Annotated in this window: 12 protein-coding genes; 6 read left to right on the top strand and 6 right to left on the bottom strand. The window is 45.5% G+C overall.

Annotated features, from left to right (window positions below):
- Nucleotides 1-169: 169 nt before the first annotated feature.
- The 4 genes from pdxR (at nt 170) to NI464_RS05855 (ending at nt 5,124) form a co-directional block, all read left to right on the top strand.
- Nucleotides 170-1,672, top strand: coding sequence for a MocR-like pyridoxine biosynthesis transcription factor PdxR (gene pdxR, locus NI464_RS05870; RefSeq protein ID WP_004646934.1), 1,503 nt, complete (start codon nt 170-172; stop codon nt 1,670-1,672).
- 417 nt (nt 1,673-2,089) lie between these two features.
- Nucleotides 2,090-3,544: an amino acid permease gene (locus tag NI464_RS05865; RefSeq protein ID WP_253137947.1), complete on the top strand. Its 1,455-nt coding sequence runs from the start codon at nt 2,090-2,092 to the stop codon at nt 3,542-3,544.
- 366 nt (nt 3,545-3,910) lie between these two features.
- Entirely contained in the window at nt 3,911-4,780 is an 870-nt protein-coding gene (locus NI464_RS05860; protein WP_004730928.1) for an SDR family oxidoreductase, read from the top strand.
- Nucleotides 4,781-4,953: 173 nt separating this feature from the next.
- Nucleotides 4,954-5,124: a hypothetical protein gene (locus tag NI464_RS05855; protein WP_004280276.1), complete on the top strand. Its 171-nt coding sequence runs from the start codon at nt 4,954-4,956 to the stop codon at nt 5,122-5,124.
- A gap of 82 nt (nt 5,125-5,206) precedes the next feature.
- Here NI464_RS05855 and NI464_RS05850 read toward each other — a convergent pair whose 3' ends face one another.
- The 6 genes from NI464_RS05850 to NI464_RS05825 form a co-directional block, all read right to left on the bottom strand.
- On the bottom strand, nt 5,207-6,268 hold the full coding sequence (locus NI464_RS05850) for an enoyl-CoA hydratase/isomerase family protein (RefSeq protein WP_004280278.1): 1,062 nt from the start codon (nt 6,266-6,268) through the stop codon (nt 5,207-5,209).
- A 20-nt stretch (nt 6,269-6,288) separates the two neighbouring features.
- Nucleotides 6,289-7,062, bottom strand: coding sequence for an enoyl-CoA hydratase (locus NI464_RS05845; protein WP_004280280.1), 774 nt, complete (start codon nt 7,060-7,062; stop codon nt 6,289-6,291).
- A gap of 22 nt (nt 7,063-7,084) precedes the next feature.
- Nucleotides 7,085-8,212, bottom strand: coding sequence for an acyl-CoA dehydrogenase family protein (locus NI464_RS05840; RefSeq protein WP_086044840.1), 1,128 nt, complete (start codon nt 8,210-8,212; stop codon nt 7,085-7,087).
- A gap of 58 nt (nt 8,213-8,270) precedes the next feature.
- On the bottom strand, nt 8,271-9,920 hold the full coding sequence (locus NI464_RS05835) for an AMP-binding protein (RefSeq protein ID WP_086044839.1): 1,650 nt from the start codon (nt 9,918-9,920) through the stop codon (nt 8,271-8,273).
- A gap of 86 nt (nt 9,921-10,006) precedes the next feature.
- The gene (mmsB, locus tag NI464_RS05830; protein ID WP_253137946.1) at nt 10,007-10,897 is read right to left on the bottom strand and encodes a 3-hydroxyisobutyrate dehydrogenase; all 891 of its coding nucleotides are present in this window, start codon (nt 10,895-10,897) and stop codon (nt 10,007-10,009) included.
- A gap of 11 nt (nt 10,898-10,908) precedes the next feature.
- A complete protein-coding gene (locus NI464_RS05825) occupies nt 10,909-12,438 on the bottom strand; it encodes a CoA-acylating methylmalonate-semialdehyde dehydrogenase (protein WP_005106965.1) in 1,530 nt (509 codons plus the stop codon).
- 177 nt (nt 12,439-12,615) lie between these two features.
- Here NI464_RS05825 and NI464_RS05820 point away from each other — a divergent pair, with 177 nt between their 5' ends.
- Nucleotides 12,616-13,500 carry a LysR family transcriptional regulator gene (locus NI464_RS05820; protein ID WP_253137945.1) on the top strand — a complete coding sequence of 295 codons (885 nt, stop codon included), beginning with the start codon at nt 12,616-12,618 and terminating at the stop codon, nt 13,498-13,500.
- A 171-nt stretch (nt 13,501-13,671) separates the two neighbouring features.
- Nucleotides 13,672-14,349 carry a type 1 glutamine amidotransferase domain-containing protein gene (locus NI464_RS05815; RefSeq protein ID WP_086044836.1) on the top strand — a complete coding sequence of 226 codons (678 nt, stop codon included), beginning with the start codon at nt 13,672-13,674 and terminating at the stop codon, nt 14,347-14,349.
- Nucleotides 14,350-14,451: the final 102 nt, after the last annotated feature.

Below are 14,451 nucleotides of genomic sequence, written 5' to 3'. Positions count from 1 at the left end.
AATCGGTATCTGTGTATATTGCCTGCCCGCCTGTATGCTCGCATTCAAGCCGCAGGTACATGATCAAAACGCATACAAGACACTTTACAATGACTGCCTGATCAGACTATTTTGCACCTAGCAATACCGCTCTCACGAGAGCCATTTCAAATTTGTAGGAGAGAGCCAATTGCGTAGCTTGCTTGGAGATTATTTACTGCAGCGATTGCAGCAAGATGTCACAGGAACATTACAGATGCGACTGTTCCGCTGCTTGCGTAACGCGATTATTGATAGCGTATTGGCTCCCAAAACCCGCTTGCCTGCATCGCGTGATCTGGCCAAAGAAATTCAGGTATCACGTAATACGGTGTTAAATGCCTATGAACAATTACAGGCACAAGGTTATGTTGATGCGCGTACCGGCCAAGGTACCTGGGTGGTAGAGAAATTACCCGAATCCTTTTTGGTGAAGGCAGAACAGAATTCTCCTGCCGTTGCAGAAAAAAAAGCACAGCAAAATTATAATCTGTCGCAACGCGGTTCTTACTTGCTCGGCTATTCCGCGGCTTCGCCTTATCAATGGGGAGCCTTTGTACCGGGCGCACCCGATGTAACCGAATTTCCGCATCATATTTTCAGCAAAATCCAAACGCGTTTGAGCCGTGAACCTCAAGTTAACAACCTGATTTACAGCAATGCCGGTGGCTCCCTAGAACTGCGTCAGGAGCTGGCAGAATATCTGAAAATTGCCCGTTCAGTGCAGTGCGATGCTGATCAGATCATTATTACCGAAGGCACCCATCAGGCGATTGATTTGGTCTCGCGTACTTTAAGCGACATAGGCGATGAGGTCTGGATCGAAGATCCAGCCTATTGGGGCGCGCGTAATATTTTACGAATTAATGGCGTCAATCTACGTTCCTTACCGGTGGATCAGGAAGGGATTATTCCCGATCTGCATCCCAAGAAACCACCTAAACTGATTTTTGTGACGCCGTCGCATCAGTATCCTTTGGGCTCACATTTAAGTTTAGAACGGCGCAAACAGTTAATTGCACTGGCACGCCAGCACAACAGCTGGATTGTTGAAGATGATTATGACAGCGAGTTCAGGTTCTCGGGCCAGCCCTATCCTTCTTTACAAGGTTTAGAGCCGGATTCTCCGGTGATTTATATGGGGACGTTTAGTAAGACCATTTATCCGGCCCTGCGTATTGGCTATTTAGTGGTACCAAAACAGCTGTTTTCTTCATTGCGAATTGTGGCCTCGGAACTTTATCGTGGTGGTCACTTAATCGATCAGCAAACACTGGCTGAATTTATCCGTGAAGGACATTATGAGGCGCATATCCGACGGATGCGTTTATTGTATGGCAAACGCCACGCTTTTTTAATTGACCTGATTCGCCGACATTTAGGTGAAGATTTTCTGCATGAATACAATACCGCCGCCGGTTTGCATCTGATTTTAAAATTGCCGAGCAGCAGTGATGATGTCTTGATTGCATCCAAAGCGCTTGAACTGGGAATCAAGGTCAGAGCCTTATCGCAATACTATACCAAACATTATTCCACCCGGCAGAAAGGATTATTACTGGGCTTTGCCTGTGTGAGTGAACAGGAAATTCTGGTGGCTTTCGGGATATTGTTAAAGTGCTTGCGCGAGCATGGGATCCGCACTTTAACTTAGTAAAAACTCAGGGATCAATACAATTATATTTTTAAAATCAAAAAGCTTTTAATTTATTTTTAAAGGGAAAGTAAACCTGCTTTTAGCCTGATATTTTAGGTAGGCTTTATTTTTCTGTAAATATTGCCTGCTTATATTTTTTATCTCTTAAGCCAATTGGCTCCTTTGAATTGCTCAAAAATGGCTCTCGTCACTTTACAACAAAAAAGAGAAATTAACTGCATACATGAACAGCATGTAACCGTACTTTAATCAAAGTGTGATCCTGTCTATAGGGCTACAAGGATTCATTTTATTAAGATTAACTTAATATTGGTCAAGCACTGATGAATTCGGTTACAGTTTCAAAGGATAAGATAGCGTAAGCCAAATAAGGAATTTTATTGCCGCTACGCTATTGATATTAAGGGAAATTATATGGCAGAACATCAACATTTCTCCAATTCCGAATCATCAAACGGCTTAAAAAACGGACTTAAATCACGCCATCTCACCATGATTTCAATTGCCGGTGTCATTGGTGGAGCACTCTTTGTCGGCTCCGGTAATGTCATCTATTCTGCAGGACCGGCTGCACTCATTGCCTATACTCTAGGTGGAATATTAGTTTTACTCATCATGCGTATGCTGGGAGAAATGGCGGTACTGAATCCCGACAGTGGTTCATTTTCAACCTATGCGGATCGTGGAATCGGGCGCTGGGCTGGATTTTCTATCGGCTGGTTATACTGGTCTTTCTGGACGTTGCTCATGGGCTGGGAAGCCTTTGTTGCCGGGAAAATCCTAAATAGCTGGTTTCCATTTATCCCGATCTGGGACTATATGCTTCTGGTCACTGTAGCACTGGTCTGGATCAATCTCCGTGACGTAAAAAACTTTGGTGAATTCGAGTTCTGGTTTGCCCTGATTAAAGTTATTGCCATTGTACTGTTCCTGGTATTTGGCAGTCTGGCCGTGATGCACCTTTGGCCTTGGGGTGATGCCTCTATGCTCGGCGGTACGACTCATCTAACCGCTCAAGGCTTTATGCCAAATGGCTTTTCATCCGTCATCACAGCCTTATTGGGTGTAATGTTTGCTTATATGGGCGCAGAGATTGTCACCGTAGCAGCAGCTGAAACCAAAGATCCCGCCAAGGAAATTCGTAAGGCCACTAATTCAATTGTATGGCGTATCATTTTATTCTATGTCGGTTCAATGCTGATCACAGTTTGCCTGATTCCACACAATAATCCTTTATTGAAAGATCCGACCTGGGGTACGTATAGTGTGGCCCTTACCGCACTCGGTATTCCGGAAGCGCGCCATATTGTTAATTTTGTCGTGCTCACCTCGGTATGTAGCTGCTTTAACTCCGCACTTTATACCTGTTCACGCATGGTCTATTCCCTCTCGAAACGTGGAGATGCACCAAAGAGTTTTGGTTTAACCAACCGCAATAACAGCCCATGGGTAGGTGTCATTTTTTCAAGCCTGTTTTCTTTCGTGGCGATCTATCTGACTGCCACCGAAAGTATGAATATTTATGATGTCTTGATGTTAGCGACTGGTACCGTATCTTTATATGTTTATCTGGCGATTGCCATTTCTCAGCTTAAGTTACGTAAAAAACTGGAAGCTGAAGGACAAAATATTCCATTCAAGATGTGGTTATTCCCATGGTTAACTTATCTGGTCATTATCTTTATTGTGGGTGCTTTAATTACCATGATTATTGAAGGAACCTATTTTAAAGAAGTGGTTTATACCAGTGTGCTTGCATTATTTATTGTGGGCTTAGGCATCTGTGCACAAAAGTTTAACTGGGGTAAAGCCTCAGCCAAAAAGGAAAAGGCAGCACAGGCTAGAATTAATTTAAGTGATAATCTTTAAATTTATTTCTATAGAAATTTTTCAAATACATCAGAATGAATAAATGGAGAGTTAAAAAACTCTCCATTTTTCTTATATATTCCCAGAAAAAGATGCTTATCTATGTCTAGATTTTAAATCTCCGTTGATACCTCACCTTTCCTAATCAAATTTCACCTTTCAAGACCACCTCAGCTATCAAAGTGTAGCCAGAAGCTGTTTCATCAGCTTTTTCTGTTCTGGTTGCTCAACCTGATCCGTTTCAACGAATAATTGATAAATCTCGAATACATTCTGTTATGAAATGTTGAGTCCAGCCTCATTTTGCCTAAAAGCTTCTAATATATTTTTTCTTATATGGCCACAATCATTGGAATTGGAAAAGATATGAATCATTATCCTGAAACCCCAGCTTCAACTGAAACACAAGACCATCAACCGGGTGTACAAACCAAAATGGACCCTGCACCGGAAATTATTAAACCGCATTATAAAGGCAGTGAAAAATTAAAAGGCAAAGTTGCCTTGATTACTGGTGGTGATAGCGGAATTGGCCGCTCTGTATCGGTCTTATTTGCCCGCGAAGGTGCAGATATCGCTATTTGCTATCTGGATGAAGATCAGGATGCACGGGACACCAAAAAAATGGTGGAAGATGAAGGCCGACGTTGCCTGCTGATTCAATGTGATTTACAGGATCAAGATGAAATCAAGAAAATGGTGGAACAGACCCTTCAGGAATTTAAAACGATTAATATTCTGGTCAATAATGCCGGGGTTCAGTATCCGCAAGAAAGTATTAGCGATATCTCGCCCGAGCAATTACTTAAAACATTTAATGTGAATATTCTGTCGATGTTTCACCTGACTCAGGCGGTGATTCCGCATATGCAAGAAGGTGACAGCATTATCAATACGACAAGTATTACCAGTTATCACGGACATGATCAGCTGATTGACTATGCCAGTACCAAAGGGGCCATCACTACATTTACCCGAAGCCTTTCCACCAATTTATTAAAAAATAAAACGGGCATTCGCGTCAATGGAGTCGCGCCAGGTCCTATCTGGACACCACTCATTCCGAGCAGCTTTGATGAAGAGCAGCTTAAAGATTTTGGTAAAAGTACCCCAATGGGCCGCATGGGCCAGCCAAGTGAAGTAGCACCGGCGTATTTATTTCTGGCCAGTGAAGAAGCTAGCTATATTTCAGGTCAGGTGATTCATGTGAATGGCGGCAGTATTATTAACGGCTAATCGGACAAAGAAGATAGCGGTTCTAGTTGACCGTTATCTTCATCTATTTAATCTTTAGATTTTCATATTTTTTAAAAATTTTGTTTTTATAAAATGATTCCAACAAATACTTACCCTCGTAAAAATAAGCTCTTGTTATAGTAATTTCAGCCAAACCTGATGAGGATATTAAGATGCCTAGAGGTGACAAATCAGCCTATACCGATAAACAGAAACGTCAGGCTGAACATATTGAAGAAAGCGAAAAAGAACGTGGTCATTCTGAGGAAGAAGCCGAACGTATTGCCTGGTCGACGGTCAATAAACAAGACGGTGGTGGCAAGAAAAAGAAAACGTCCCACTAAGCAGAATTCATACTGATGACGCTATAGGACACCTATAAAGACCCTTTATAATTTACTTATAGAGGGTCTTTTACCATCAAGTTTAAGTGATATTTTCGATACGCTGCTGAGTCCAAACTGGCCAGATCTTTTGCAAGGTCTTTTCAAATTTTGCATTCTCAGTTCGCCATTTTGGATTTTTGTCCTTATCAATAATCAGCGCACGAACGCCTTCAATAAAGTCGCCCTGCTCTAACCAGACATCTTGCAAGTCGCGTTCTAACTGCATGCATTTTTCTAGCGACAAATTCTGTCCGGCTTGCTGTAACTTCAGGCTGGTTTGCTTGGCCATAACCGGACGTTGCTGCAAAATTGCCAGCATTTTACTAGCCCATTCCTGATCGGTTGAATTACTTGTATGAGCAAGACTCTGTTCAATCTCCTTGAGGTTTGGATAGCCAAAATGCTGATTAATCAGATCTGCACGTTTTTGCAGCTCGCTTTCTACCGGATGCGTAATATAGCCACTAATGATTTTCTGGATTTCAATCGAATTTAACACAGGCGCAGTAATCAACGCTGCTTCCAATTCAGCAAAACGCTCACTCGGCACATGATAATCCACCAGATCGAGATACAAGGCATCACTGCTACTGATCTGCTCCCCGGTCAAAGCCATATAGACACCGACTTCATCCAGTCGGGACAGGAAATGGGTGGCTCCAACATCTGGGAAAAAACCAATTGCGGTTTCGGGCATGGCAAAACGTGATTTTTCACTCGTAACTTTGATATGACAGGCTTGAGCGAGGCCAAAGCCTCCGCCCAGTACATAGCCATCCATCATCACGATCACGGCCTTTGGAAAATTACGCAAGGTGCTCAGCATCTTATATTCAGTGGCAAAAAAATCCTGATATTGGGTATTGCCGGCCTGATAGCTGTCATACAGATAGCGGATGTCGCCTCCAGCACAGAACGCCTTGGGACTGTTGGAATTGATCAGGATGGCTTGCACTTCTGGATCATGGCACCACTGATCGAGTTGCGCCTGAATGCCTTGGATCATTGGCAGGGTTAAGGCATTTAAATGGCTGGTGCGGTCCAGGCTGATAATGCCCAGACTTCCTGCGACCCGTATCGCTAAATTATTTTCATCACTCATTTTATTTTCCTATTTTTGTTTTATTGATGGGTAAATTTGGCTGGGCGTTTTTCTACAAAGGCCTGCATGCCTTCTTTTTGATCGGAACCGGCAAAAATCGAATGGAAAACCCGGCGTTCAAAGCGCAGGCCTTCAGCCAGGCTCACTTCAAAGGCCCGATTAATTGATTCTTTAATCATCATCACGGCAGTAAGCGACTTTTCAGCAATTTTCTCGGCAGCTTGCAGGGTTTGTTCCAGCAATTCTTCCTTGGCAAAAACCCGAGCGACCAAACCACTTTGTTCCGCTTCCTGCGCCCCCATCTGCCGTGCAGTCAGGCACATTTCCATGGCTTTGGCCTTACCAATCGCCAAGGTTAAACGCTGGGTCCCGCCAATGCCGGGCAACACGCCTAAGGTAACTTCAGGCAAACCAAATTTTGCATTATCAGCGCAGTAAATAAAGTCGCACATCAATGCCAGCTCGCAACCACCACCCAAGGCATAGCCGCTCACTGCGGCAATTAAAGGTTTACGGCGCTGCGCAATCCGGTCGGCCAGACTAAAAAAATCGTCCAGATAAATTTGCGGAAAATTCAGATCTGCCATTTCTTTAATATCGGCACCAGCAGCAAAAGCTTTTTCCGAACCGGTAATCACGATACAACCAATTTCGGGGTCTTTTTCCAGCTGATCAAGAGCCTGATTGACCTCGACAATCAGCTGGTTATTCAGTGCATTTAACGCCTGAGGACGGTTTAAGGTAATCAGTCCAACACCGTTACGTTGTTCGAGTAAAATGGTTTGCCATTGCATGATAAAAATCCTTTTTAATTCCTTATAAACTGCGTGCAATCACCAGGCGCTGAATATCGCTGGTGCCTTCATAAATCTGACAAATCCGCGCATCGCGATAAATCCGCTCAATCGGAAAATCTTTCAGATAACCGTAGCCGCCAAAAATCTGCAGCGCTTTGGAGCAGACACGTTCCGCCATTTCCGAAGCAAATAGCTTGGCCATGGAGGCTTCAGTTAAACAGGTTTCACCGGCTTCTTTCTTGCGTGCTGCAAAATGGACCAGTTGCCGTGCTGCTTCAATTTCAGTCGCCATACTGGCCAACCTGAAAGAAATCGCTTGCTGTTCAAAAATCGGTTTGCCAAAGGCCACGCGGTCATGCGCATAGGCCGTTGCTTCTTCCAAGGCGGCACGCGCCAAACCAACCGCCTGTGCCGCAATACCGATTCGCCCGCCTTCCAGATTGGCCAAGGCAATTTTTAAACCTTCGCCTTCTGCACCGAGTCTTAAACTTTCATGAATGCGGACATCGGTTAAGGCAATCTGACAGGTATCCGAAGCATGCAGGCCGAGTTTTTCTTCGACCCGAATCACTTCATAACCGGGCGTGTCGCGCGGCACTAAAAATGCACTCATACCTTTTTTCCCCGCAGCTGGATCAGTCACGGCAAACACAATAATCATTCCGGCATTGTGGCCTGAGGTAATGAACTGTTTCGCGCCATTCAGAATGTAATGATCGCCGTCCTTGACCGCCCGGGTTTTAATCGCGGCAGCATCCGATCCGGTATGCGGTTCGGTTAAGGCAAAGGCACCAATCATTTCACCTTGAGCCAAAGGCTTTAGAAAATCCTGCTTTTGCTGTTCCGTCCCGAACTTGAAAATCGGCACACACCCTACAGAGTTATGTACGCTCATAATCGCAGATGTTGCACCATCGGCCGCAGCGACTTCTTCTAAGGCCAGAACATAAGCCAGCGTACCTGTGCCCGAGCCGCCCCATTCTTCCGGAATCAGCATGCCTAAAAAACCCAGCTCTCCCATTTGGGCTAAGGCCTGTTTAGGAAAGATGCCTTTTTGATCCCACTCGCCGGCAAAGGGTTTAATCTGTTCCTGGGCGAAGCTTTTTGCCATGTCCTGAATCAGTTGTTGTTCTTCCGTTAATTGCATGGATTCTTCCTTCAATCTCTTTATTTAATCTTCTTATTCAATCTGTTGGCTTTAGCTGTTATGCGGTCTTGGCTTGCTGCTTGTTGATTTCCTGATTGCGCAGTAAAAAGCGTTGAATTTTACCGCTTGGGGTTTTCGGCAATTCAGTCACAAATTCAATCAGGCGTGGATAGGCATGCGCAGATAACCGCTTTTTCACAAATTGACCCAGCTCTTCTTCCAGATGGGCCGAAGCTGCAAAATTATTCGCCAGAATCACAAAGGCTTTAATGATTTCGGTACGCTCAGGATCAGGCACGCCAATGACTGCTGCTTCAATCACGGCATCATGTTCCAGCAAGGCACTTTCCACATCAAACGGGCCGACCCGATAACCTGACGTTGTAATGACATCATCACTACGCCCAACAAAGCTCATACTGCCATCTGCATGAATTTCTGCGGTATCCCCAGTTAAGTAATACTGTCCGACAAATGGAGATTTACGGCTTTCTTCATAGCCAGAGAACCACATCATTGGGGACTGGCTGATATCCACTGCCAGGATGCCCGGGACGTCAGCTGCTAATTCATGCCCCTGTTCATCGACAACGGCAATCCGGTAACCCGGGCTGGCAAAGCCTGCCGAACCTGAACGGACCGGATGTTCCAAGGCATGATGATTACACACCACCATCCCGACTTCGGTCTGGCCATAATGGTCATAAATCGGCACATCCAGTACCTCTTTAAACCAGCGGATCACTTCCGGATTTAACGGTTCTCCCGCACTGCTGACAACACGTAACTTACCGCGTAGTTTTGCCATTTGAGCAGGATCGGCCGCCATCATCATGCGGTAAGCGGTTGGTGCACCGGCCAGATTGGTAATGCCATATTCCTTAACAATTTCGCAGACACTTTCGGCATTAAAACCGCCTTCATAAAACAAGGTCGAGTGTCCAAGCATTAAGGGACCAGTAATCGCGTAATACAATCCGTAGGCCCAGCCGGGATCAGCAATATTCCAGAAAGCATCTTCAGGAGTTAGACCAATGGCATTTTGCATATAGCTTGCAAAAGCAATCAGTGCTTTTAACGGCACTTTAAGCGGTTTCGCCGGTCCGGTGGTGCCCGAGGTAAACATCAATAAAAATGGATCATTAACATTCAGGATTTCCAGCTCACAAGCTTCAGCCTGACGGTTTAATACTGTCCAGAAGCTAAGATCGTGCGGATAGCGCTCTGCCTCAGTTTCGGCATGTACCGTCACAATCGGTGGACAGTTGCTAATTTCAGATAATTTATCCCGATTCGCCAGATCAGTCACCACCAGCTTGCTTTGCGCCAGCTGAATACGATGCTCGATGGCTTTGGGACCAAAGGCCGTAAATAAGGGTTGATAGACAGCACCAATCCGCCAGGTTGCCAAAATAGTAATGATCAACTCGGGAGTACGTGGTAATAATCCGGAAACGCGGTCGCCTTTACCAATGCCTTGAGACTTTAAAAAGTTGGCAAACTGGCTGGAATATTTTTTGAGTTCGGCAAAACTATATTGTTCTTTTCTGCCATCTTTACCATGCCAGTATAAGGCAATGGCATCGGAATCGGCATGACGGTCACAGCATTCATAACAGGCATTTACTGCCTGCATGGAACCGGAGAGATACTGGCTTGCAACCGTATTTAAATCAAAGTCTTGAACCGTTGTTTGATAATCTAACATGTTAAACCTCAGCCTGAATTTATCGTTATTACTGACAAGGTGTAATTATTGAAGCGAATCCTTGCTCCATCTGAATCTTTTAAGTTTTAAGCATTTGGCGTGGTGTATTGATGCATGATGCTGGAGAAGTCCAGATGGGCATCTCCTTCCTGACAGAGCTGTTGATAGAGTTTTTGTACCATGCTGCCGAGTACAACCGGCTGATCCACCTGTTGCGCTGCATCGACCGCCAAACCTAAATCTTTGAGCATCAATTGTGCGGCAAAACCGTCGGTATAACCCCGCGATGACGGTGCATTGGCACAAATATCGGGCCATGGATTATAAATTTCAGAACTCCAGCAGCGTCCAGTGGAGCTGTTGATTACCCCAGCCAGCGCCTGCGGATCAATACCCAGTTTGGCTCCGAGTGCCATCCCTTCTGCTACCGCAGTCATGGAAATGCCCAGAATCAGGTTATTACAGATTTTTGCTACCTGTCCTGTTCCCACCGCACCACAATGCACCAGATTTTTACCCATACAGCCGAGAACTGGTTTGACCGCCTCAAAGGTGGCATCATCTGCACCGACCATAAAGGTTAAAGTGCCATCTTTGGCACCTAAAGTACCGCCGGATACCGGTGCATCACAGACGCGAATCTGCTTGGCCTGCGCTGCTGCGGCAACCTCCTGAATGGTTTGCGGGTCAATGGTGCTGCTGTCGATACATAAGCTGCCCGCTTGAAGCACCTTCAGAATACCGTGTTCACCTAAATAGACTTCACGCACATGCTTGGCGGCGGGCAACATGCTGACCACGATCTCCGCCTGCTTCGCGACAGCTTGTGGACTGTCGCAGACGATACCGCCCCCTTCTGCAAAATGCTGTAAAGCCACTGCACTTAAATCATAACCAAAAACCTGATGACCGGACTTGAGCAAGTTTTGCGCCATGGAGCCGCCCATATTGCCTAAACCAATAAATGCAATCTTCATGCTGATGCTCCTTAACGCAGACTGATCGTGGTATTAACACCTGTGGTTTCCTGGTCATCTTCAAACCAGCGGCTGGTAATGGTTTTGGTCTGGGTATAGAACTGCACCGCCTGTTTGCCATAAGGACCTAGATCACCCAGTTTTGAACCGCGTGAACCGGTAAAACTGAAGAAAGGCACAGGGACAGGAATTGGAATGTTGATGCCCACCTGACCGATATCAATCTGGTTCTGGAAGGTACGTGCCGTATTGCCATTCTGGGTGAACAGTCCCACGCCATTACCAAAGGGATTGGCATTAATCAGCTCAATGGCCTGCTCTAAAGTATCGACATGCATGATCGCCAGTACCGGGCCAAACACTTCTTCTTTATAAATGCGCATATCGGTCGTAACCTGATTAAAAATCGTTGGCCCGACAAAATTGCCTTTTTCATAGCCTGGAACCTGTACATCACGACCATCCAGCAGCAGTTCAGCGCCTTGTTCAACGCCACTGTTAATTAAATCGATCACACGTGCTTTGGCACGGGTTGAAATCACCGGTCCCACATCGGTATTCGGTTCATGTCCGGCATTCACCTTTAAGGTTTTGGTTTTATTGACCAGTTCATCGACCCAGTGCTTGGTCTCACCGACCATCACCGCCACCGAAAGTGCCATACAACGCTGACCTGCTGCACCAAAAGCTGCACCGACCAACGCATTTAAGGTCTGTTCTTTATTCGCATCTGGCATTACCACGACATGGTTTTTAGCGCCCATCATAGACTGCACACGCTTGCCGTGCTGGCCTGCCAGGTTATAGACATGCGTACCGACCGCGGTTGAACCAACAAAAGAAATCGCTTTAATGTCGCGATGGGTACACAGTAAATCGACCACTTCTTTGCCGCCATGTACTACATTCAGTACGCCAGCCGGTACACCGGCTTGAATCGCTAACTCAACCAGCATCATGGTCGATAGCGGATCCTGTTCTGAGGGTTTTAATACAAAGGTATTGCCGCAGACAATCGCCATCGGGAACATCCACAGTGGAATCATCGCCGGAAAGTTAAACGGGGTAATTCCTGCACAGACACCCAATGGTTGCTGCAAGGTATAGGTATCGACACCGCGTGCCACACCTTCAATATACTCACCCATTTGTAGTGAACCGATCGAACAGGCATGCTCCACCACTTCCAGACCGCGCTGAATATCACCTTCGGCATCGGCCAGAGTTTTCCCCTGTTCTGCTGTTAAGACCTGGGCAATACTTTTTAAATTCGTACGAATCAGATCCTGCAGCTTCAGCATGATGCGCATGCGTGCCTGGATCGGGGTTTGGCGCCAGCTGGTAAAGGCATTTTGCGCAGCCGCAATCGCAGCATTGACTTCTTCTGTAGTAGCAAATGGCACCTGCCCCAAGACTTCCTGAGTGGCAGGATTAACAATATCTTGCCAATGGCTGGTTTTTGATTCGACAAATTCACCATTAATGAGAAGTTTTGCGGTGGTGAATCCGGTACTTTGCTGTGGATGAGAAATGGCGTTCATGGTCGCTCCGTGCTGGTTTGTTATTGTCGTTGTATCTGCCTTTACTGGCTTTTATTTAACGTATAATTTTTACGCTGTTTCAGCAGACTAACAAAGAACACTTTGACCACCAATAGAAATTGGTGCACGATGGTTGTGCAAATATGCACAGGAATTTAACAGGATGTTAAATAAAAAATGAAAGTAGATTGGGATCATTTACGCTTTTTTTTAGTTTTGGCGCGTGCTACAACACTCACCAACGCAGCACGCTTAATCGGGGTTGAACATAGCACCGTAGCGCGGCGGATTCAGGCCCTGGAAAGTACTTTAGGTACGCAACTGTTTAAGCGCGAAGCCACCGGTTATGAACTAACCTCGGAAGGTCTGGCACTGGTGCCGCGTGTGGAACAGATGGAACAGTCCTTTATCCAGATTGACAAGCGCCATGATCCCTTGCAAGGTCGGGTCCGGATTGGTGCGCCAGAAGGTTTTGGCACGGCATTTTTAGCTCGTCTTTTGGCAGAATTTTCCCAGCATTATCCTTTGCTGACCATTGACCTGATTCCGGTACCGAAAGCGATCAAACTTTCACATCGAGAAGCCGATATTGTGATCGCGATTGACCGGCCCAAATCTGGTCCGTATATCATTACTCGTTTGTCTAATTACTGTTTAAAGCTATATGGCAGCCAGCATTATTTACAGCAAAATCCGGAAATTAAAAAACTGGAAGACCTCCAGCAGCACCGTTTTGTCGATTATATTGATGATCTGGTCTATAGCACTGCATTATATTCGCTAGAGCGTCTTCCCTTGCAGGTCAGTGCCTGTTTTCGCAGTAACAGCATTCTGGCGCAGGAAATTGCCGTGCGTGCAGGTGCTGGACTGGCCATTTTGCCGAAATTTCTGGTCAATGATAAAAGTGAACTGAAAGAGGTGCTGGGTCAGCAGCTCAGTTTTACCCACACTTTCTGGATGCTGACGCTGGTCGATCTGCAACATGAACCAAAAATTAAACTGGTCTGGGATTTCTTGCGTAAACAAGCCGATCTTCAGCAAGACCTGTTAATGGGCAGATGAATATTGAACACACTGTTCACTTTGCAAGGCTACGTACTTTAGTTAAATCAACTGAAACAACAACGTATCGATACAGCAAATGAACGTATCACAACATTCCTGACGCTCATGACTTGTTAAATTAACAGTCGATCATTCGCGATGTTTTTTAATGAGCTACAGGAAAATAATATGAAAATCTTGATGGTACTGACTTCACATGACCAGCTGGGCGATACTGGCAAAAAAACTGGCTTCTGGTTGGAAGAGCTAGCTGCGCCTTATTACACCTTTGTCGATGCAGGCGCAGAGGTAGTTTTGGCTTCTCCTGCAGGTGGTCAGCCACCATTAGATCCAAAAAGTAATGAGCCGGATGCGCAAACCGAAACCACCAAACGCTTTGAAGCAGATGAGGTGGCCATGCAGGCTCTTGCCAATACACATAAGTTGAGTGAAGTCTTAAATCAGGATTTTGATGCCGTGTTCTATCCGGGTGGTCACGGTCCATTATGGGATCTAGCCAAAGACCAGAATTCTATTTCTTTAATTGAGCAGACTTTACAGGCAGATAAACCTGTTGCGCTGGTCTGTCATGCACCGGGTGTACTTCGTGAAGTCAAAGATGCCGAAGGTCATTCGATTGTAGAAGGCAAGACAGTCACCGGTTTTACTAATACCGAAGAAGACGGCGTAGGCCTAACCGATGTTGTCCCATTTCTAGTGGAAGACATGCTGAAAGAAAAAGGTGGGAAATATTCCAAAACTGAGGACTGGCAGGTATACGTGCAACAAGATGGTCTGCTCATTACTGGACAAAACCCCGCCTCTTCTGCTGCAACGGCTGAAGCTTTATTAAAATTATTAAAGTAGAAGTTAATCTAAAATTCGTATTAACCTTTTAGATCGCTTCTTTTTGAATAAGAAAAACCCTGAATGATGCAAGATTATTCAGGGTTTAATTTATCTATTTAT

The organism is Acinetobacter lwoffii, assembly GCF_024129685.1.
GTDB lineage: Bacteria > Pseudomonadota > Gammaproteobacteria > Pseudomonadales > Moraxellaceae > Acinetobacter > Acinetobacter lwoffii_X.
The sequence above is the reverse complement of the archived record's forward strand: the minus strand, read 5'-3'. Positions and strand labels throughout refer to the sequence as shown.